Raw genomic sequence first — 20,693 nt, forward strand, 5'->3', positions numbered from 1 at the left:
CGCGCCGTCACCCGGCGCGGGCCCCTTCCCGCTCGCCGCCCCCTTCCAGCGGCGGGATCAGCGATCCGACCCACTCACGAGTGGCGCCGCCGGTCGCGTCGGCGAGACCACGCAGGCGGCCCGCGAACCAGGGAGCCCGCTCAAGCTCCCCCTCCCGCACCCAGTGCTCGACCATGTGACGGAAGGCCGCTTCACGCCGGCTCGCGCGGCCATGAGTGCTCGCGGCCAAGATGGCCTCCCCCGCACCGGCAAGCGCCAGGCACAGGGGCCGGACATCTGTCCGCCCGGCATAGGCGGCGTGGCGCACCATGCGGATCTCCATCATCACTCCGTGAAGGATCGTCGCGGCCACCAACGCGACGTCCTCCAGCGGCTCCGGCTGTCGCCGCGGGCGTCTCCGGCGAGACGGCTCGCGCGGGCCGCGGTCGCGTTTCACCTGTGGTGGCAGCAACGGCTCAAGCCGGTACCCGGCGATCGCGGACTGCTCCACCATCCACGTCCGCCGCTCCGCGCCGAGATCGGCCATCCACTTCAGAGCGGCACGTGCCCGCCGCTCACGGCCCCACGATGTACGTGCGGCCATCGCGCGGAACAAGGGGAAGGTGTTGTTGTCCCACACGTCGGCGACCGTGTAAATGGCCTTGCGATCGTAGGTCCGGGCGTCCGCTGACGCCTCCGCCATCTGGACGAGCGAACGGTCCAGCAGTGCGGCGAACGCCCCCGCCGCCTCCGTTCCCATACAGATCATCCTCGCGGATCGACGACGTGAACGGCGCCTGGTGCGCGCTCGCCCCTGGTCGAGATGGCGGCCGAGGACCTCCGGGATAAGGTGCCCCGGTGGAGGATATGAGTCGTTTGTTCCGTTTGGCCGCCGACTGTGCATCCGACTACCGGCGGTCGTTGCCTGACCGGCCGGTCGGAGCGTCGAGCGACCAGGGCGGGTTGGCCGACGCGTTCTCCGGCCCGTTGCCCTCCACCCCCATGCCACCGGAGCAGGTGCTGACGGACCTGATCGCCGCGGCCGAGCCCGGCCTGGTCGCGAGCGCGGGCCCGCGATACTTCGGGTTCGTGATCGGCGGCGCGCTGCCGGCGGCGACCGCGGCCGACATCCTCGCCGCCGGCTGGGACCAGAGCGCGCACAACGCGGTCTCGTCGCCGGCGGCCATCGCGGCCGAGACCGCCGCCGGCGCCTGGCTGAAGGAGCTGCTGGGAATTCCGCCGTCCGCATCGGCCGGTTTCGTCACCGGCTGCCAGGCGGCCAACACCGTCGGGCTCGCCGCGGCCCGGCACCAGGTGCTGGCGGACGCGGGCTGGGACGTGGAACGGCGCGGGCTGCTCGGAGCGCCGCCGATCCGGGTCATCGCCGGAGAGGAGCGGCACGCGACCATCGACCGGTCACTGCGTCTGCTCGGCCTCGGGGTGGACGTGGTGGAGCCCGCGCATGCCGGGCCGAACGGCGCCATCGACCTCGGGTCGCTGCGGGAGCTGCTGAAAGCCGGCTCCCCGGGCCCCACGATCGTGTGTCTCCAGGCCGGCAACGTGAACACCGGCGCCTGCGACGAGCTTCGGGAGGCGTGCGAACTGGTCCACCGGCACGGCGGGTGGGTGCACGTGGACGGGGCGTTCGGGCTGTGGGCCGCTGCGAGCCCCGCGACCCGGTATCTGGTGGACGGGCTGGAGCTGGCGGACTCGTGGGCCTGCGACGGTCACAAGTGGCTGAATCTTCCGTACGACTCGGCCTTCGTGTTCTGCGCCCGGCCCGGCGCGCATGCGGCGGCGATGTCCTACGCCGCCGCGTACCTGGTCGGTTCGGGCGGCACACCGGCGGGAGCGGACCTCACCACCGAGTCCTCGCGCAGGGCCCGCGGGTTCGCCGTGTGGGCCGGACTGCGGGAGCTGGGACGCGACGGGGTCGCGGCGGTGGTCGACCGCTGCTGCGCGCTGGCCCGCCGGTTCGCCGAGGGCCTGGCCTCGGCCGGTTTCGAGGTGGCGAACGACGTGGTCCTCAACCAGGTGCTGGTCGGGTTCGGCGACGACGCGCGCACCGACCGGGTGGTGGCGGCGGTGCAGGCGGACGGCACCTGCTGGGTGGGCGGTACGACCTGGCGGGGACGGCGGCTGATGCGGATCTCGGTGTCGAACGCCACCACCACCGAGGCGGACGTGGACCGGTCGGTCGCCGCGATCGTCCGCCTCGCGTCAACCCGATCTCACGTCTGATCACGGCCGCCCACGACCTCGTGGGCTGGACGCTCCTCGCGTGCCTGCTCGTCATCGTGATCTACGCGCGCCGACCGGACGGAACAAGGGGAGACCGTGCCGGGCGGTCGCGAGCCGGAGACCTGCTCGACGAGACCGCGCGCCTCATCGAGCAGGTCGGAGCCGCGTCGATCGCCGTACGCGGCCCGGACGGCGGCGATCATCCCGGGCGCGGCCCGCTCCGCGTGCGGCTCGATCCGCTCGAAGGCCATGCTGGGCATGCTGCGGTTGTACGCGAACCGCTCGGCCAGCACCAGCAACGCGATCGCGTCGCCGGTGGCGAGGGCTCCCCGCAGCAGTCCCCAGGCGCCGAGCGCGAAGAGCATCGCGCCGCACAGCGGATAGTCGATCACGGGGTTCTGCACACGCAGCAGGTCGTAGCCCCGGACGGCGGTGAACAACTCCTCGCCGTACCGGACGTCCTCCGGCGGGGCGTGGTACGCGTACGCCGTCAGGGTGACCGACACGGCGATGATCGTCCACGGCGTGAAGTCCGTTCGCGACATCCCGGGCAGGCGCAGATCGCGTGCCCGCTGGACGGCCACGCGGTATTCCGCGAGCGCGGCGGCCCTCTCCCCGCGGGCGAGGGCGAGCTCGGCCGTGCACAACGAGACGATCGCCATCCCGCCGAGCACCACCTCGCCGTCGTTGATCCGGATGATCTCGGCGAGCTCGGCCTCCGCGGTGTCGAGGTCGCCGTCGGCGAGCGCGGAGGTCAGCAGCCCCGCGCGCAGCTGAGTCTCGTCGTCGACGGCGCCGAGCCGGCTCAGCACGGGGATGGCGGCGCGCGCGTGGCCGGCCGCCCGCCGGCGGTCGCCGAGGTGCATGACCAGGTGGGCCAGCACCGCCCGCATGATCGCGGTGAGCCACGGCCCCTCGTCCTCGCGGAGCATCGTCAGGGCCCGCTCGGCGGCCTCGATCGCCCGGGTCACGTCACCCGCGCTCTCCAGGACGTGGACGCTCATCTGCGTCGCCGCCAAGGCGATGTAATGGTCGGTGCTCCGGCTCAACTCCGCCAGCCGGTGACGCAGCTCGGTGTCGTCCACCGCGTCGCACGCGAGCAGCACCGTGGCCATCGCCGCCACGCGGGAATCCGTCGCGTCACTGATGGGCAGCTTGCGGAGGAGATCGCGCAACGGATCGCCACTGCGATCGGTCACGATCAGGGTGTTCATGAGCGTGATCATCGCGGCGGCCCTGGTCACCTCGACGAGGTGCGCCGGCGGCGTCCAGCCGGTGATCGCCTGGATGATCGCCTCCCAGTGGGCGAAGATCCTGGCGTGGTCGCCACGGATCGACCACAGCGCGCCGACGCCGGCCAGCAACTGGACCGTCGTGACGGGATCGGACTCGCCGAGTGCCTGCCGGAGCAGATCGGCGAGGTTGCCCTCCTCGGCTCGCAACGCGTCGGCCGCCGCGAACTGCGCCGGGCTGAACAGCTCAACCATATGTTCGAGGGCGTACGCCGTCGCCCAGGCTCGCTGCGCCGCCCGGGCGGGTGTCTCCTCGCCGGCCTCCGCCAGCCGCATCCGCCCGAACTCCCTGACGGTCTCCAGCATCCGGTATCGGAGGCCGTACGTCGTCTCGCGGACGCTCAGCATCGACTGCTCGGTCAGCGCGTCCACGACGCGCAGGGCGTCCGCGCCGAGCACGTGCTCGGCCGCGGCCAGTGTGAACCCGTCGCCGAACAGCGACAGCCACCGCAACGCCCGCCGTTCCGGCTCGTCCAGCAGGTTCCACGACCAGTCGATGACCGCGAGCAGCGTCTGGTGCCGGTCGGGGGCCGTACGGTTCCCACCGCGCAGCAGCGCGAACCGGTCGGCCAGGCGCCGCCCGATCTCCTCCACCGACATCACCCGCACCTTGGCCGCGGCCAGCTCGATCGCGAGCGGCAGGCCGTCGAGGCGGGCGACGACCGCCTCGATCATCGCCTCGTCGATCCGCACACCGGGGCGGGCGGCCGTGGCCCGCTGGCGGAACAACTCCACGGCGTCGCCCGTGGGCAGCTCGCCGAGCAGGTAGACGCGTTCGGCGGGGATCGACAAGGGGGCGCGCGAGGTGATCAGCACCCGAAGGTCGCGGGTCGTCACGGTCAGGAACGCCACCAGATCGGCGACGGCCTCGATCACGTGCTCGCAGTTGTCCAGGATCAGCAGCGCCGGAGCCTGGTCGAGATGCTGGGCGATCCGGGTGCGAATGTCGGCGCGCTGCCGGGCGGTCAGGGCATGGCGCCCGCTGACCGAGTCCCGGACCCCGAGCGCCGACCCCACCGCGCCCACCACGCCCTCCGGCGAGGAGACGCCGACGAGTTCGACGAAGTGAGCGACGGGCTGTGCGGCGTTCCTGCCCACGACATGAGCCAGCCGCGTCTTGCCCAGCCCGCCGGGGCCGATGACGGAGACCACGCGGTTGGTCTGCAACAGGGCGTGCACAGCGCGTATGTCGCCGTCGCGGCCGAGCAGCGAGGAGCCGTCGAACAGGATGCCCTCACGCACGGGCCGATCGGCGACGAGGAGTCCGGCGTACACGCGGGCGAGCTCAGGCCCCGGGCCGGCGCCGAGCCGTGCGGCCAGATCCGCGCGATACCGCTCGTAGCGCTCCAGAGCGGCGGCGCCGCCTCGTACGGCGGCCTCGCTGCGCAGCAGGCAGGCGAGCAGCTCCTCGTCATGCGGCCGATCGGCCGCGGCCTCCTCCAGCAGCGGCAGCGCGTCCTCGTGTGCGCCGCTGCGGCCCAGCGCGATCGCCGCCACCCGTCGCGCCTCGGCCACCCACCCCGCGGCGACGCCTCTCAGCTCGGCGAGTGGCCCCGTGGCGCCGTCCACGCCGCCGGCCACGAGACCCATGGCCTCTTCGGCGCGGCGACGCGCGAGCGCCATGTCGTCTTCGCCAAGTGCGGCCCGCGCCTGCTCCACCAGCGTGCCGAGCAGCAGCGCGTCCACCTGAGCGGCGGGCAGCCCGAGCCGGTAACCACGCGGCGTCCGCACCACGACGTCGGCGCCGGTCGCCGCCCTGGTCCGCGAGACGACCACCTGCAGCGCCTTCGTCGGATTGGCCGGCGCCTCGTCGGGCCACAACTCCTCGACCAGGCGCTCGTCGCCGACCCCTGTCCGCCCGTGCATGGCGAGCACGGCCAGCAGGGTTTGCGCGCGATCGCCGACCACGCGCGCACCCTGCCAGCGGACGCCGTCAAGCAGGACCAATGCGGGGGACACACTCTCAGCTTACGGACGGGCGACGCCCGAGGGGCATGACCACGTGAAGGTGCCGTAGTGCCACCCGAGCGTGCACCCCGGCTTTCAGGCCGGGTCGTCCGAGCCGGCCTCCGGACGCGGGACAGGCGTGGTCTCGGCCAGCCGGTCGGCGAGAAAGCGCTTTTCCGGCTCGGTCTGCGCGAGGTCGTACGCCCGGCGGTAGGCGTGATGGGCCTCGCCGTCGCGGCCGGCGCGACGCAGAAGCTCGGCGCGGGTGGAGTGGAAGTACCGGTAGTGGTCGAGGTCGAGGCGGTCCAGGATGGCCAGGCCGGCTTCGGGCCCGTCGATCTCGGTCACGGCGATGGCCCGGTTCATCTCGGCGATCGACGACCGGGTCTGCCGGACGAGCGTCTCGTACAGCACGGAGATCTGCCGCCAGTCGCGGGGCTCCTGCAGGTGCAGGTCGGCGATGGCCGCCTGGACCAGGTAGGGCCCGGTGCGTCCTCGTTTCATGGCCTGCCGCAGCAGCGCTCTGCCCTCGTCGATCTGCCGCGTCTCCCACAGGGTCCGGTCCTGGTCGTCGAGCGGGACGATCCGCCCGTCGCGTACGCGGGCCGCTTTGCGCGCGTCGTTCAGCAGCATCAGCGCCAGCAGCGCGAGCACCTCGGGTTCGTCCGGCATCAGGCCGGCGAGCGCTCGGCCGAGGTGGATCGCTTCCGCGGCGAGGTCGACGCGGCCGGCTCCCCAGCCCTGATTGAAGATCAGGTAGACCACGGCGAGGACGGCCGCCAGCCGGTCGGGCAGCTGGTGATCGGGGGGTATGGCGAACGGGATGCCCGCGTGGCGGATCTTGTGCTTGGCCCTGGTGAGTCGCTTGCTCATGGTCTCGAACGGGATGAGGAACGCGAGCGCGATCTCGTCGGTGGACAGGCCGCCGAGGGTGCGCAGGGTGAGCGCCACCTGCGCCTCCGGGGCGAGCGCCGGGTGACAGCAGGTGAAGATCAGCTCCAGCCGCTCGTCCGGGATGGTGGCGGCGTCGTCCATGAGTGCCTCCGGTGGCTGTGGCCCGGTCTCGATGTCACGTGCGAGCAGCTTCGTCTTGCCGGCCAGGACCTGCTGCCGGCGCAGCTGGTCGATGGCACGGTTGCGTGCGGTCGTGACAAGCCAGCCGGTGGGGTTGGCCGGTTCCCCGTCGCGTGGCCAGCGTTCGGCGGCGATGGTGAACGCCTCCGCCGCCGCGTCCTCGGCGAGTTCGATGTCGCCGAGGATCCCGACGAGTGTGGCCAGCACACGACCCCAGTGGTCGCGGAAGACGGCGTCAAGCGCCACGGAAGCGTCCGCCGAGGACCGGCCGCACCTCGATCGCGGTGCCGGGCCTGGTCACCTGGAGCATCTCCCCGGCGATGGCGAGCGCCCCGTCGAGGTTGTCGGCCTCGATCAGGATCACGCCGCCGAGGTACTCCTTGCTGTCGATGAACGGCCCGTCGGTCAGCAGCATCCGTCCGTCGTCGTTGCGCAGCGTCGTCGCCGACTCGTCGGCGTGGAGCCGCACCCAGCCGGTGACGTCCGGCCGGTCGAGCAGGGCGGCGAGAGCGTCCGGCATCGGGCGCGCCGCCCGGTCCGTGTCCTCCGCCGGGGAGTAGGCCAGCAATGCGTACTGCATGAGTCCTCCTGTCACGGGTCGATGCCGCGTCAAGTATCAGACGAACGGCGTCGCGGTGGACGGACAGCCATCGCCCGCCGATTTTTCTTCAGCGGTCGTGTCCGTCCGGCGCCCGGCCGTTCGTCACTGCTGCAAACACGCCCTCAGCACCACCTGACCGAAGGGACCCACAATGCCCGACATCCTGCACCGCATCAGCATCGACGCCCCGCCGCAGCGGGTACACGACCTCATCGCCGGCACCGACGGCATCGCCCGCTGGTGGACCGGGCGGTCCCTCACCGGCGAACACACCGTCGGCTCCAGCTTCGGCGTCTACTTCGGCGACGCCGAGCAGCCCGCCGCCGTCATGCGGGTCCTGACCGACACCCCGGACCACGTGGTGTGGCAGGTCACCGGCGGCCCCGACACCTGGATCGGCACCCGGATCGACTTCACCCTTCGGTCCAGCGGTCACGACGGCACCACGCTTCTGTTCACCCACGCCGGCTGGCGAGAGGCCGGCGAATTCATGAGCGGATGCAGCACCAACTGGGGCGCCTACCTCACCAGCCTCAAGACCGGCGCCGAGACCGGCGCGTTCGGCGCCTACCCGGCCGGCGAGATCAGCCGCTGGGACGCGCCACCGTCGACGCCGGCGGAAGGAGAGGAGCTTGGCCTGTCCGGCGACATCGAGATCGTCACACGCTTCGAGCACGCGTTCCGCGCGGCCGACCAGGCGACGATCGACGAGCTCAGCGACCCGGGCCTGGTCGACCACAATCCCGCGCCCGGCCACGAGCCGACGCTGGCCGGCTTCAAGCAGAAGGTCGCGGGATTCAAGGCGATCTTCCCCGACCTCAAGGAGGACCTGCAGGACATCGTCGCCTGCGGCGACACCGTCGCCACGCGGTGGGTCGTGACCGGTTCTCAGCAGCAGGACTTCATGGGTGTCCCCGCCTCCGGCCAGGCGATCAGGGTCGAGGGCATGAACTTCTACCGCCTCAGGGACGGCCGGGTGACAGACATCTGGACGCAGTTCGACGGTGTCGCCCTGATGCAGCAGCTCGGTGCCGTCCCGGCCTGACGCCCGGGGCCGGCTCCCAGGCGCGAAAACGCCCCGGGCGGGATCCGCTCGGGGCGTTTCGGCTGTTCAAGTTTGGTGATCTTCGACCAAGCCTAGGAGATTTTACGGCGGTAAGTGATCATGGCGAAGACGTACGCGACGACGAGGATTCCGACACACCAGGCGAGGGCGACCCAGATGTCGGAGCCGACCGGCTGCTGGGCGAACAGGTTGCGGATGGCGTTGACGATGGACGTCACCGGCTGGTGCTCGGCGAAGGCGCGCACCGGCCCCGGCATGGTGCCGGTGGGCACGAACGCCGAGCTGATGAACGGCAGGAAGATGAGCGGGTAGGAGAACGCGCTCGCGCCGTCCACGGTCTTGGCGGTGAGACCCGTGATGACGGCGAGCCACGTCAGCGCCAGGGTGAACAGGATCAGCATGCCGGCGACCGCCAGCCACGCCAGCACTCCCGCCCCCGAGCGGAAGCCCATGAGCAGGGCGACGAGCACGACGACCACGAGCGAGATCAGATTGGCGACCAGCGAGGTCAGCACGTGCGCCCACAAGACGGACGAGCGTGCGATCGGCATGGACTGGAATCGCTCGAAGATGCCGCCCTTCATATCCAGGAAGAGCCGGAACGCGGTGTAGGCGATACCCGAAGCGATCGTGATGAGCAGAATGCCGGGCAGCAGGTAGTTCACATACGAGTCCGACCCTGATTTGATCGCGCCGCCCAGCACGTAGACGAACAGCAGCATCATGGCGATCGGCGTGATCGCGGTCGTGATGATGGTGTCCACACTGCGCGTCACGTGGCGCAGGGACCGTCCCAGCAGGACGGTGGTGTCGCCGAAGAAGTGCTTGGTCATCGTTGTCCCTTACTCGTCCGTGCCGACGCCGCGGGCGTCGCGTCCTTGCTGTTGTCACCGACGAGCGTGAGGAAGACGTCCTCCAGGGTCGGCTGCTTCTCGACGTATTCGACCGTGGCGGGCGGGAGCATCTGCTTCAGCTCGGCGAGGGTGCCGTTCACGATGATCCGGCCTTCGTGGAGGATCGCGATCCGGTCGGCGAGCTGTTCGGCCTCGTCCAGATACTGCGTCGTGAGCAGCACCGTCGTCCCCTGGTCGGCGAGCTCCTTGACGGCCTGCCACACCTCGATGCGCGCCTGGGGGTCGAGCCCGGTCGTCGGCTCGTCGAGGAAGATCACCGGCGGATTCCCGATGAGGCTCATCGCGATGTCGATGCGGCGGCGCATGCCACCCGAATACGTCGACACCTTCCGCGCGCCCGCGTCGGTCAGGGAGAAACGTTCGAGCAGATCGTCCGCGATCTTGCCTGGATTCTTGAGGTGCCGCAGCCGGGCGACCAGCACGAGGTTCTCGCGCCCGGTGAGGATCTCGTCGACGGCCGCGAACTGTCCGGTGAGACTGATGGACTCCCGCACGTCCGCCGGTTGGGTGGCGACGTCGAAACCGTGGATGCTGGCCGTTCCCGCGTCGGCCTTGAGCAGTGTGGACAGGATCTTCACGACCGTGGTCTTGCCGGCCCCGTTGGAGCCGAGCAGGGCGAAGATGCTGCCCCGCGCCACGTCGAAGTCCACGCCGCGCAGGACCTGCAACTCCTTGTAGGACTTCTCCAGACCCTGCACACGGATCGCCTGGGCTTGCTGTGCCGTCATCAGACGGTCCTCTCTTCTTTTCCGGTGTCTTCGCCGGCGGCGCGCTCGATGGCGCCGACGAACCGTTCACGCTCCCGGCTGATCCACCGCCCCACCGGGTAGTTCTGGATGAACGCCTCGACGAACTCCACGGGGTCATCCCCGAAGATCTCGCGAATCGGGGTTCCGTTCGCCGCGCTCTGTTCGAACAGGTCGGCCAGGTCCTCGTACATCGAAGCCGCGTCGGCGCCGTCCCCCGGCCCGAAGCGCATCAGGTACCGCTCCAGCGCTTCGACTGCCGTGCGATAGTTCTCGGGAAGCCCTCTGATGCGCGCTTTGTACTGCCGCCAGCGCTTCTTGTCCTCGATCGACCCTGTGACCACCTCCAGGTACTGCTGGTAGCGACTCTTCTGCTCGTTTGAGCCTGTGCCCATGGCTAATTTCCTCCTTGACCTTTGTGGAGCTGTTCGAGCCGTTCTGCGAGGAAGCTCCAGGTCCTCCAGAACTCATCGAGGTACGCCCGTCCCTGAGCGTTCAGGGAGTACACCTTGCGCGGCGGCCCCTTCTCGGACGGGATCTTCTCCACGTCGACGAGACCGCGCCGCTCGACCCTGACGAGCAGCGCGTAGACAGTGCCCTCGGCGATGTCGGAGAAGCCCTGGTCCCGCAGCCACGCGGTGATCTCGTAGCCGTACGCGGGGCGGCCGGACAGGATCGCGAGAACGATGCCCTCCAGCGTTCCCTTGAGCATCTCCGTCACCAGCTTGCCCATGGATCATCCCTCAGCTATTCAATGTCGCTTAGTACTGGTACATAGTAACACTGAATAGTGAGGGCGCAAGGTCCCCTTGACGGCGGGAGGTCCCGCCACCCGAAGGCCCCGGACGGCTCACACCGCCGCTGGATCGCCGACGAGGTCCACCATCGCCGACCGCGCTGATACCGGGCCGTCACCGTCCTGATGCGGCCGCTGACACGACGCCGCGTGGTCGGCCGCGAGCGCGAGCCCCGGCAACAGGAAGTCGATCTCCCAGCTCAGACCGTGCCGGCGGCGGGCGCCACGTCAGTCGGCGGGTGGCTGGATACCGCCCGGTGGCTCCCATTCGACGAGCTCGATCACCACGCCGTTGGGGTCGGTGAGGCGTAGCACCCACTCGCCCCAGGTGTCCCGGTGGAGCGGGACGCCGATCTCGGCGCCTTCGTCCCGCAGCCGCTCATACTCGGCGGCGATGCCGGTGATCGCGAACGACACGATCACACCGGTCGGCCCGAGGCCCGGCGGGTCCTTCTCGGGGTCGTGCCGCGTCAGGACGAGTTCGACGGCCGCGTCGTCACGGCCCAGTGTGATGAAATCCGCGTCGACCAGGATTTCGCGGAAACCGAGATGGGAGGTGAGGAACTCGCTGGAGGCCGCCGGGTCGGCGACCGTCAGGGACACCGCGGACGAAATGACGTTCATTGCCCTGCCGTGGGGTCGGAAATCCACATGTACGACCAGCTCCCGAATTGCGCGATCTTTCGATGGATCAAGCATCCCGGCGGGAAGATCGGAGAACAACGACGGCTATCGCAACGGTCGTTAACCCCACAGTTGACGGTCTCGGCACATCCGGCCGGGTCGGCGCCGCATATGGTCAGTGCTTGCGCAGGAACTGCAGCACCGCCAGCACGCGCCGGTGCTCCCGCTCGCCCGGCGCCAGACCGAGCTTGGTGAAGACACTGCGCACGTAGCCCTCGACGGTCTTCGGGCTGACGAAGAGCTCCTCGGCCAGTGCCGCGTTCGTCAGACCCTGCGCCATCAGCGCCAGGACCTGGCGCTCGCGGTCGGTGAGGTCGGCGAGGGGGTCGCGTTCCCGGCGGCGGCCGACCAGCCGCGACACCAACTCCGGGTCGATGACGACCTCGCCGGCCGCGACTCGGCGGATGTCGACGGCGAACGCTCCGAGATCCGACACCCGGTCCTTCAGGAGGTAGCCGACCGCGCCGTCGAACTCGTGCATGAGCCGCAGCGCGTGGTGCACCTCGACGTGCTGCGACAGCAGCATGAGTCCCACCTGCGGTGCGAAAGACCGGATCTCGGTGGCGGCCTCGATGCCTTCGTCGGCGAAGCCCGGAGGCATCCGCAGGTCGGTGATGACCACGGCGGGCGGATCCCGGCGCACCAGGCTGACCAGCTCGGCGCCGTGGCGGGCCTGGCCGATCACCTCGAAACCCATCTCGGTGAGGATGCGCGCCATCCCCTCCCGGAACAGCAGCGCGTCGTCGGCGACGATCACCCGCATGGCAGCACCGTCCTGAGCCGCGTCCCGCCCCCGGCAGGGCTGTCGAGTTCGAGCCTGGCTCCCAACGCGGCGACCCGGTCCGCGAGCCCTTGCAGCCCGCTTCCCGAGGCGGGCCTCGCACCGCCCCGGCCGTCGTCGGTCACCGCGATCCGTAACCCGCCGTTGCCACTGCTGACCTCGACGGTCACCACGCTCGCCGCCGAGTGCCGCGCCGCGTTCGTGATCGACTCGCTGACCAGGTAGTACGCCGTCGCCTCGATCTCACGCGGAAGTCTGCCGCCGACGCTCACCCGTAGCCGTACGGGGATGGCGGACCTGTCCGCCACGGCGGCCAGCGCGGCCTCCAAACCGTCCTGCGCGAGCACCATGGGATGCAGGCCGCGGGCCAGTTCGCGGAGATCCGCCGTGGCCTCCAGCAGCTGAGCACGAGCGTCTTTGGCCCTGGATGCGAGGTGGCCGTCGCCGGACGCCTTCGCCTGCTCGGCGAGAGCGCCGAGCTCCATCCCCAGCGTCACCAGCCGGAGTTGCACGCCGTCGTGGAGGTCGCGCTCCAGGCGCCGCCGGGCCGCGTCCCCCGCGGAGACGATGCGCCGCGCGGCCGACTGCAGCTCCTGAGCCTGCTCCTGCTGGAGGATCACCAGACCGGTCTGCGCGACCAGGTCCTTCAGCAGCCGCTCCTCAGCCGCGGTCAGCGGCTCACCGGGCGGTTTGCGTACGGCGATCGCACCACGGACGGTGCCATGATCGACGATCGGCCGCAGGTGCCAGGGCGGCCCGTGCCGCAGCCCGGTCAGGGGCGCCGGATCGACCCGGCCCACGGGGTGAGGCCAGCCCGCCCGCGGGACCATACACGCCTCGTCGCCGACCCAGACGACCACCTCCCTTGCACCGAGCGCGCTCGCGACCGTCGCGGCGATGCCGTCCAGCAGCTCCTCGGGCGCCGCGGCGAGCTGGGCGGAGAGCCGGGACAGCGCCTCGTACGGCGTCGCCCGAGGCCCGTAGACGAGCCGGTCGGCCAGACGCTGGGCACGTCGCCGCAACGGTTCGAACACGACTGCGACGACGGCCGTCGCGAACAGCGACAGCCAGCGCTCCTCCACGCGCACCAGCCCGCCGACGCCTCGCGCCAGCCCGCCGACGCCGACCACGAGCGCGACGTAGCCTGCGGTGATGAGCAGCAGCATCGCGCCGACGACGATGGTCTTGTTGATGACCGGATCGATGTCGTAGAGGCGGTGTTTCAAGATCCCGAACGCGGCGGCGACCGGAACGAGCGGCAGGGCCAGCAACCCCGGCACCGGGCTGCCGAGGATCGCCACGCCGGCCGCCAGGATCAGCAGGTCCATCACGACCGCGTACGCCAGCCATCGCATCCGGCGCGTCTCGTCGCCGTCGGCACGCCGCAGGCGGACCACGATCGCGACCGTCCCGAGCGCCTGGAAGAGCAGGTAGGCGAACTGCGCGTACTCCCACACCCGGGCGGCCGCCGCGGCCCCCGGCACATCGAACGGGTGCGGCGCGACCAGACCGGTCCGGTCGTACTCCACCGGCCACAACGCGGAGGCCGCCGCCATCACACCAGCCAGCACGACCATGCCCCACGCGACCCCGAGCCATCCGCGGGACAGCAGCCTGCCGTCGGGGAACGCCATCAGCATCCAGCCGAACGCCGCGATCGCGAGAGGCAGTGGCCAGACGCCGATCCACCCCATCCATGACGCACCCGGCAGCGGACCTTCGTGCAGGCCGTACTGCCGGCCGAAGAACATCACTGCGTGCACCACACCGGTGGCCACGAACAGCCAGCCTTCCCGGTGCCGGGGCCGCATCCGGACGACGTAGAGCCCGACCGCCGTCCACGACGCCGCGATCAGGCCGTTGTGGGCGTTGGCCAGGTGGAATCCGAGAGACCACCCATAGCTGACGAGCACGGCGACCACCAGCGCCACCACGCCGAGTCCTGCCTCACGGGCTGCCGGCGGGGCCTCGTCGTACGCGTTCGCCGTTGCGGCCACACCGGAATGGTGGCACAGCGACCACTCCCTGCGGATGAGGGTTTTCCCTGGGGAGAAGCAGGGTGTGCACGCATCCGCGAAGGACGCCCGTCGGCCACCGTTGACCCATCATCGGCATGCACGAGGAGGCAGCTATGAGCACGTCGGCGCCGGTCGTCAACCGCACTTCCGCCATCTCGCGGCTCAACCGGGTCAGTGGCATCTGCCTGGCGCTGGGCGGCATCGCCTTCATCGCCGGCGGCGCCACCCATCCGGGTGACAGCGGCGAGGGCAACAAGGTCCAGCAGCTGCACGAGATGCTCGTGCAGCCGAGCTGGTATCCGTCCCACACACTGCTGCTGCTCTCGATGGGCCTGTTCACCGTCGGGATCTTCGCGATCTCGCGCCGCGGCGACCTCGGCGGGAGCATGGCCACGGCGGCCAAGGTCGTCGCCATCGTCAACGCCCTCGCCACCGTCGGTATGGCCGCGCACCTGTTCGCCGCGCTGGAGGCCGACTCCCTCGCGGCGGGTCAGCCGACGGCCATCTCCACGATGCAAACGTGGAACGAGACGATCACCGACACGCTCTGGGCGCTGAGCATCGTGTTCCTCGCCGTGGCCGGCGGGCTCACCCGGACGGTCGGCAACCGCATCACGCTTGCGCTCGGCCTGGCCGGCGGAGTGGCCTTCGCGCTCGCCTCCGCCACCATCGCGTTCACCGACCGGTTCGACCCCCTGTTCCCGGCCGGGTCGCTCATCGGCGTGTGGGCCGCCGCCGCCGGCGTCATGGCATACCGCCGAGCTGGGTGAAGACGCCGTCTTTCGGTCGGCGGGCGAAGGAAAACACCTCTCAGCCGGGCAGCGGCCCCAGGTCACGCACGACTTGGGCGAAGGCGCGGATGCGGTCGTTCTCTGCTTCGCTGAGCCACACCAGCCCGTACGGCAGCGCATCCATGTCCGTGACGGGCAGGTAGACGATGTCGGGGCGGGGGTAGTACCAGCTCACATGGACCGGGAAGAGGGAGACCGTCTCCCCCATGGCCGTGTGCATGAAGATGTCCTCGATGTTGCCCACGAGGTCGGCACGGTGGATCCGCCGGCCCTTCGGGGTGAGCTCGGGAAGGTAGCGGTCGAACCAGTAGTCGGGCACCGATTCGGTGGCCACGTGTTGGTAGTCGCTGACCGCCTCGAGGGATGCCGAAGACCGCTTGGCGAGGACGTGATCGACAGCCACGGCCAGCACTCTCGGCTCGGCGAAGAGCAGGGGACCCACGGTCAGGTCGGGCTCCTCCACGGGTAGCCAGGTCACCAGGATGTCGGCCTCCCTGTTGCGCAACTGGGCGAACGGATCCGCATAAGCCGACATCCGCAGGCGGAGCTCCCACTGCGGGTGGCGGGTGCGGAAGGTCTCCCAGTATCGGCGCAGCTCCTGGAGGTTCGCGGGGAACAAGCTGATCCGGAGCGTGCCCGTCTTGCCCCGCGCGGCCAGCCGGGCCCGCTCCAGGCTCTGCGTCAGGCCCGAATGGAGTTCGCGCAGGTCATCCCGGAGCTGCTCACCCACCGGCGTCAGCCGTACATTGCGACTGTTCCGCATGAACAGCTCGACGCCGATGAGCCGTTCCTGCTTCTTGATCGCCTGGCTGACACGGGCCACCGAGAGGTGCAGCCGCTCAGCGGTCCGGCCGAAGTGCAGCTCCTCGGCCAGGGTCAGAAAGATCTCGATGTCCCGTAGCTCCACGCGGCCCTGTCCCCTACCCCCCGCCGAGATCGTTCACTGGGGCCGTAAGTATGACATGTAGGGCCGTTGAGGGAGCTATCGAGCTACAACGGCCGTAACCGCCCGCCTCTCCTGTGCCCGCCTTCACGACCTCCGCCGCGTCGACGCTGTTCTTGACCGGCGTTCCGGTCCGCATCGTCGCCGCAGACGATCCGCTGGAGCTTCCGACCTTCTTGATCGGTCAACATGCGCGTCCGGTGGGCGCGTAATCGAACAGGCCATCTCACCGAACCGGGTTCGCCGCATGAGCTCGACGACAGCACAGAGGGTTCCTTGAGGGGATGGACTTCTGCTAGCGTTACCAAAGTTCCCTTAAGAGATGCATAACGGAGCTCGCGTGATCCGTCCCCTCGTCCACACGGGAATGGCGCCCACACCACCGCGGCCGTGACTCCCGCCCGCCCTCGATCCGCGATCCTCGACCACTTGCCAAGGAGGCAGCCATGGCCCGCACCCTCACCGCCCCCGAGCGCGAGCACTTCCTCGCTCAGCCGCACATCGGCGTCCTCAGCGTCGCCGCGGACGACGGCCGTCCCCCGCACACCGTGCCCGTCTGGTACGCCTACACGCCCGGCGGGAACCTGACCTTCTTCACCGGCAGCCAAGGCCGGGTCGCACGGAAGACCCGGCTGCTCCAACGGTCCGGGAACCTGAGCTTCTGCGTGCAACAGGCCGAGTTCCCCTATAAATACGTCACGGCCGAGTGCACGGTGGTGGAGGAGGACTGGACGCCCTCGGTCGAGGAGGTGACAGCCATCACCTCTCGCTACCTGCCGCCGGACTTCGCCCGCGCCTTCGCCGAGGCGGAGACCTCCAACCCGGCCGGCACCTTCGTGCTGTTCACCGCGCGTCCCGACCGGTGGCTGAGCTTCGACTTCGCGGATGACGAGCCCGGCTCAACCGGAGACTGAGTGGATGAAACGGTGATCAACCGTTGTCGGAGGTCATCTCCTCGCCGGGCGGCCTCGGCCACTTCGCGGCTGTTCCTGTGAAGCCTGGTCCCGCTTCGGCTTCTCCGGGCGTTCGATACGGGTGGGGTTGCCGCGTACGAGCTCATCGTGGATATGCCAGCGGGCGGTGGTGACGGCGCGCCCCGCCACCTCGTCACCGTGCTCGACGCGCTGTCGCAGCAGCCGCATGGCGATGCGGCGGTTGAGGCTCAACTGCCGCTCGGTGTCGACCACGACGACGATCCCCGAGGGCCGGTGGGTCGCCCGTACCGCCGTGCTGGCCTTGTTCCGATGCTGACCGCCGGGCCCGCCGGTGCGGCAGGCGACGACGTCGACGTCCGCTTCCTTGAACGTCGTGCGCGGAGTGTCGACCTGGCACGGCTGGGCGATGACGTACCAGTTCTTCCGGCCAGTGTCGGCCCGGTAGGGGCTGGGGGCCTGCCAGCACAGAGTTCCGGTCCACGAGGCGGCGAACGCCTCGGCGCCGCCTCCCGATATCCGGATCAGGACCGATCGGTAGGTGCCGGGCCGGTCACCGGGAACGGTCTCGGCCTGAAGGGTCTCCAGACCCTGCCGGGCGGCGTCGGCTTCCAGGCGGCGCAGCAGCCGGGCCAGCGCCCAGGCGCACTCTTGCGGGCCACGCCCGGCCGACAGGAGCAGGTGGACGCTCACCGCCGGCCTCGCCTGCGGCGCTGGTCCCGCTGGGGTGTGGACCCGGCATCGGGTGTCTTGTAGGTGACCAGGGGGACCGTGGTGGCCACGGGTGTGGCCAGGTCATGGTGGACGAGGTCGGCGATCACCTGCTCGATGCGCTTGTAGGCCGTGGGTGCCTCCTCGAAGAGCAGTTGGCGGTCTCCGCACACCACCAGCGACCCCACCGGCGTGCGGCGCAGCTCCTCGACCGTGTGCTTGGCCCGGCCCCGGCGCAGGGCGTCGGCACGCGACATCTTGCGGCCCGCGCCGTGCGCGACGGAATGGTTGGCGTCCGGCCCGGCGTGGGCGGCCACGAGGTAGGAAGGGGTGCCTCGTGTGCCGGCGATGAGCACGTCGCGGCCGTCACCCGGCGCCGCCCCCTTGCGGTGCAGGTAGATCCCGTCGCGGATCTCGACCAGGTTGTGGCACTGGTCGACGAGTGGCTCGGCCGGCTCGGCTCCCAGTGCATGGGCGACCCGGGCGGCTATCAACCGCCGGTTGAGTGATCCCCAACGTACAGCGTCGTCATGCATCGCCAGATAGGCGCCGGGATCGGAGGCGGGGCCCGCGCCATGGACCTCGGTGTGCGCCCGCAGGATCTGCTCGCCCAGCCCTCGGGAACCGCTGTGGACGATGAGAACCAGGTCGCCGCCGGACAGTCCGAGACGGCCGGCGTGGCCCTGCTCGAAGACGGTCCCGATCCTCGCCAGTTCGACGAAGTGGTTGCCCCGGCCGACCGTCCCGAGGCCCTCGACGTGACCGGCGGGGATGTCGCCCTTCACAACGGCCCAGGCGGGGTCGTCGGCGTCCTGCCCGGGATCAAGCGCGCGATCGAGATCGGGGAACCGGGCGGCGAGCTTCTCGGGTACGGCGCGCTTGAGCTTGACGGGGAACACGGCGATGCCGCACCCGATGTCGGAGCCCACCAGGAACGGGTACAACACGGTCGACGCCATGGCGGCGCCGATGGGGGCGCCCTTGCCGGGGTGCAGGTCCGGCATGGCGGCGACGTGCGTCATGCCGTCGAGGGCGGCCACCTGCTGACACTGCGCGAGGGCGTCGGACTCGATCCAGCTCGCGGGTGAGGCGAACACGGTGACGGTGGCCGGGCCGGTGGCTGTGGTGGAGTGCGGCAGGGAGCGGTGCTGAGACAAAGAGGCTCTCTTAGAAGGAGTGGCTGACAGCATTACGGAGCGCGTCGGCGCCGGGGCATCTCGGGCCGGGGCATCTCGGAGTGGCGGGGTGCTGTCCGTCAGAGCGTCATGGAGACCACGTTCCCCTGAGCCCACCACACGAGGCAAGCGATTTTCGCGCGTACGGGTCCCAACCCGAAGGCGTGAACTTCCCGGGAGCCCCTCTGAGATCAGCGACAGGGGCGGATCGGAACGCCGCCATGATCTCGGCTGTGACACCGTCGACTGTCGCCGCGGGGGGTCACAGCCAGCCCGCGTCCTCGGCGATGCGGATCGCGTCGATCTTGTTGCGGGCTCCGGTCTTGGTGATCGCGCCGGTGAGGTAGTTGCGTACGGTGCCGGCCGACAGGTGGAGCCGGGCGGCGATCTCCTCGGCGGGGACCCCTCGGGCGGCTTCGCGCAGGACTGTGGCCTCGCGTGGGGTGAGAGGGCTCTCTCCGCGCTCCATCGCCGAGGCCACCAACTCCGCGTCCAGCACCCGCAGCCCGGCCGCCGTGCGCCTGACCGCGTCGGCCAGGCGGTCGCCGGGGGCGTCCTTGACCAGGAACGCCTCGATGCCCACCGACAACGCCCGCCGTACCTGCCCCGGCTGGCCCATCGCGGTCAGCACCAGGACGCGGCAGGAGGGGAGCACCTCCCGCAGCCGCGCGGCGGCGGTGATGCCGTCCAGCACGGGCAGGTCGATGTCGACGATCGCCACGTCCGGACGTACTCGCAACGCGGCGGGGACGATCTCGTCCCCGCGCGTCACCTCGGCCACCACCTCCAGATCGGACTCCAGGCGCAGCAGGGCGGTGAGCGCGGCCCGGATCATGTGCATGTCCTCGGCCAGGAGGACGCGGATCACGTGGGCACCTCCATCGTCAACCGGAATCCGCCCTCGGGCGTGCGCCCCGCCTCAACCGTGCCCCCCACCTGCGCAGCCCGCTCCACCAGCCCGACCAGCCCGCCACCAAGAGGCTGGGCGTCACCAGGCCCGTCTCCGACCGGGTCGGCAACGGTTTGCGCGTCATCAGGCGGAAGGCCGTTGTTGACGATCTCCAGATGGATGCGTCCCGCGCGGTTCGAGGTGGTGATCGAACAGGTGGTGGCGCGGCTGTGCCGCAGGATGTTCGTGACGCCCTCGCGTACGGCCCAGGCGAGGGCCTCGTCCGGCTCGCGGGAGGGGGTGATGTCGGCGAGGTTGACCTGGCAGCCGATTCCGGACGATTCCAGCAGCCCCGAGGCCCGGCGCATCTCACCGGCGAGCGACATCCGCCGGTAGCCACGAGCCACCTGACGCACCTCCTGTGCGGCCTCCCTCGCCACCTGGACCAGCGCGCCGACCTCGGTCTTCGCGGCGGGGAGATCTCGGTCCATGAGCCGGGCGGCCAGATCGCCCTTCAACGCGATCGCGGTGAGGCTGTGGCCCAGCCCGTCGTGCAGGTCGCGGGAGATCCGCAACCGCTCATTCAGAACCGCCGCCTCGGTCAGGTCGGCCCGCGCCTGCTCCAATTCGGCGGTGACCCGGACCAGCCGCACGACGACGTAGATCATGGCGCCGGTGATGAGGATGGTGAGGGCGTAGAAGAACGAGCCGGTCACGTTGCGGAAGATGCCCTGAAGCCACCAGAACTCCACCGCCGCCATGATCATCACCAGGACGCCGCCCCAGCGCAGCGGGACCAGCAGGAGCACCGGCCCGGCCAGGAGCGGCGCGGTCCCGGCCGACCAGCCGGTGAACCCGAGGGCCTCCGGCAGGTAGGTGGCGACCACCTGCGCCACCAGTGTGGCGGGGAGCCACCGGGATCGGGCGCCCGTGAACGCCTGCCGTACATGAAGAAAGTGCGGCAGGTAGAAAGCGGTCAGCACCACGAGCAGCTGGGCGTTCAGCGACCTGGAGGCGGTCGCGAGGGAGACCACGAGGGGGATGATCGTGTAGCCGACGGAGACCAGGACGATCAACGCGATTCCGAGCCGCCGCGCGGAGGTCGAGTTCATG

At 70.3% G+C, this 20,693-nt stretch carries 20 protein-coding genes; 4 read left to right on the top strand and 16 right to left on the bottom strand.

All coding sequences use genetic code 11. The features are described from left to right. Window positions 1–7: 7 nt before the first annotated feature. Window positions 8–739 (bottom strand): hypothetical protein, encoded by a 732-nt coding sequence (locus tag AB0B72_RS32955; RefSeq protein ID WP_367743224.1) that lies wholly within the window; start codon window positions 737–739, stop codon window positions 8–10. Window positions 740–846: 107 nt separating this feature from the next. Here AB0B72_RS32955 and AB0B72_RS32960 point away from each other — a divergent pair, with 107 nt between their 5' ends. Then, complete coding sequence (locus AB0B72_RS32960) at window positions 847–2,220, top strand: aspartate aminotransferase family protein (protein ID WP_367743227.1); 1,374 nt, start codon at window positions 847–849, stop codon at window positions 2,218–2,220. Here AB0B72_RS32960 and AB0B72_RS32965 read toward each other — a convergent pair. The 3 genes from AB0B72_RS32965 to AB0B72_RS32975 all read right to left on the bottom strand — a co-directional run bounded on the left by AB0B72_RS32965 (window position 2,211) and on the right by AB0B72_RS32975 (window position 7,113). Continuing rightward, window positions 2,211–5,471, bottom strand: a complete 3,261-nt coding sequence (locus tag AB0B72_RS32965) for a BTAD domain-containing putative transcriptional regulator (protein WP_367743228.1) — start codon at window positions 5,469–5,471, stop codon at window positions 2,211–2,213. The genes AB0B72_RS32960 and AB0B72_RS32965 overlap by 10 nt on opposite strands. Window positions 5,472–5,555: 84 nt before the next feature. Then, on the bottom strand, window positions 5,556–6,779 hold the full coding sequence (locus AB0B72_RS32970; RefSeq protein WP_367743230.1) for an RNA polymerase sigma factor: 1,224 nt from the start codon (window positions 6,777–6,779) through the stop codon (window positions 5,556–5,558). After that, window positions 6,769–7,113, bottom strand: a complete 345-nt coding sequence (locus tag AB0B72_RS32975; RefSeq protein WP_367743232.1) for a YciI family protein — start codon at window positions 7,111–7,113, stop codon at window positions 6,769–6,771. Before AB0B72_RS32975 ends, AB0B72_RS32970 begins: the two co-directional genes overlap by 11 nt. Window positions 7,114–7,285: 172 nt before the next feature. On the opposite strand from AB0B72_RS32975, the gene AB0B72_RS32980 reads away from it, so the two are divergent. After that, on the top strand, window positions 7,286–8,179 hold the full coding sequence (locus tag AB0B72_RS32980; RefSeq protein WP_367743233.1) for an ester cyclase: 894 nt from the start codon (window positions 7,286–7,288) through the stop codon (window positions 8,177–8,179). Between the two features lie 92 nt (window positions 8,180–8,271). On the opposite strand, the gene AB0B72_RS32985 is transcribed toward AB0B72_RS32980, so the two are convergent. The 7 genes from AB0B72_RS32985 to AB0B72_RS33015 form a co-directional block, all read right to left on the bottom strand. Then, entirely contained in the window at window positions 8,272–9,033 is a 762-nt protein-coding gene (locus tag AB0B72_RS32985; protein WP_367743234.1) for an ABC transporter permease, read from the bottom strand. Beyond that, window positions 9,030–9,842 carry an ABC transporter ATP-binding protein gene (locus AB0B72_RS32990; RefSeq protein WP_367743235.1) on the bottom strand — a complete coding sequence of 271 codons (813 nt, stop codon included), beginning with the start codon at window positions 9,840–9,842 and terminating at the stop codon, window positions 9,030–9,032. Before AB0B72_RS32990 ends, AB0B72_RS32985 begins: the two co-directional genes overlap by 4 nt. After that, window positions 9,842–10,255, bottom strand: coding sequence for a DUF1048 domain-containing protein (locus AB0B72_RS32995; RefSeq protein WP_367743236.1), 414 nt, complete (start codon window positions 10,253–10,255; stop codon window positions 9,842–9,844). The genes AB0B72_RS32990 and AB0B72_RS32995 overlap by 1 nt, the downstream gene beginning before the upstream one ends. A gap of 2 nt (window positions 10,256–10,257) precedes the next feature. Continuing rightward, window positions 10,258–10,593: a PadR family transcriptional regulator gene (locus AB0B72_RS33000; protein WP_367743237.1), complete on the bottom strand. Its 336-nt coding sequence runs from the start codon at window positions 10,591–10,593 to the stop codon at window positions 10,258–10,260. 291 nt (window positions 10,594–10,884) lie between these two features. Further along, window positions 10,885–11,280, bottom strand: a complete 396-nt coding sequence (locus AB0B72_RS33005; RefSeq protein ID WP_367743238.1) for a VOC family protein — start codon at window positions 11,278–11,280, stop codon at window positions 10,885–10,887. 175 nt (window positions 11,281–11,455) lie between these two features. Continuing rightward, complete coding sequence (locus AB0B72_RS33010; protein ID WP_367743240.1) at window positions 11,456–12,103, bottom strand: response regulator transcription factor; 648 nt, start codon at window positions 12,101–12,103, stop codon at window positions 11,456–11,458. Beyond that, complete coding sequence (locus AB0B72_RS33015) at window positions 12,094–14,118, bottom strand: histidine kinase (RefSeq protein ID WP_367743242.1); 2,025 nt, start codon at window positions 14,116–14,118, stop codon at window positions 12,094–12,096. Before AB0B72_RS33015 ends, AB0B72_RS33010 begins: the two co-directional genes overlap by 10 nt. Before the next feature lie 134 nt (window positions 14,119–14,252). Between AB0B72_RS33015 and AB0B72_RS33020 the strand changes: the two genes are divergently transcribed. Beyond that, entirely contained in the window at window positions 14,253–14,909 is a 657-nt protein-coding gene (locus AB0B72_RS33020; protein ID WP_367743244.1) for a hypothetical protein, read from the top strand. 40 nt (window positions 14,910–14,949) lie between these two features. On the opposite strand, the gene AB0B72_RS33025 is transcribed toward AB0B72_RS33020, so the two are convergent. Continuing rightward, window positions 14,950–15,837, bottom strand: a complete 888-nt coding sequence (locus AB0B72_RS33025) for a LysR family transcriptional regulator (RefSeq protein WP_367743246.1) — start codon at window positions 15,835–15,837, stop codon at window positions 14,950–14,952. A gap of 482 nt (window positions 15,838–16,319) precedes the next feature. Here AB0B72_RS33025 and AB0B72_RS33030 point away from each other — a divergent pair, with 482 nt between their 5' ends. After that, window positions 16,320–16,787 (top strand): pyridoxamine 5'-phosphate oxidase family protein, encoded by a 468-nt coding sequence (locus tag AB0B72_RS33030; RefSeq protein WP_367743247.1) that lies wholly within the window; start codon window positions 16,320–16,322, stop codon window positions 16,785–16,787. Between the two features lie 33 nt (window positions 16,788–16,820). On the opposite strand, the gene prfH is transcribed toward AB0B72_RS33030, so the two are convergent. From prfH to AB0B72_RS33050, 4 genes are all read right to left on the bottom strand, one after another. After that, window positions 16,821–17,498 (bottom strand): peptide chain release factor H, encoded by a 678-nt coding sequence (prfH, locus tag AB0B72_RS33035; RefSeq protein ID WP_367743248.1) that lies wholly within the window; start codon window positions 17,496–17,498, stop codon window positions 16,821–16,823. Further along, complete coding sequence (locus tag AB0B72_RS33040; protein ID WP_367743249.1) at window positions 17,495–18,673, bottom strand: RNA ligase RtcB family protein; 1,179 nt, start codon at window positions 18,671–18,673, stop codon at window positions 17,495–17,497. The genes prfH and AB0B72_RS33040 overlap by 4 nt, the downstream gene beginning before the upstream one ends. 280 nt (window positions 18,674–18,953) lie before the next feature. Further along, window positions 18,954–19,559 (bottom strand): DNA-binding response regulator, encoded by a 606-nt coding sequence (locus AB0B72_RS33045; RefSeq protein ID WP_367743250.1) that lies wholly within the window; start codon window positions 19,557–19,559, stop codon window positions 18,954–18,956. After that, the gene (locus tag AB0B72_RS33050) at window positions 19,556–20,692 is read right to left on the bottom strand and encodes a sensor histidine kinase (RefSeq protein ID WP_367743251.1); all 1,137 of its coding nucleotides are present in this window, start codon (window positions 20,690–20,692) and stop codon (window positions 19,556–19,558) included. The genes AB0B72_RS33045 and AB0B72_RS33050 overlap by 4 nt, the downstream gene beginning before the upstream one ends. Window position 20,693: the final 1 nt, after the last annotated feature.

The sequence above is a fragment of the Microbispora sp. NPDC049125 genome, assembly GCF_040802045.1.
Taxonomy (GTDB): domain Bacteria; phylum Actinomycetota; class Actinomycetes; order Streptosporangiales; family Streptosporangiaceae; genus Microbispora.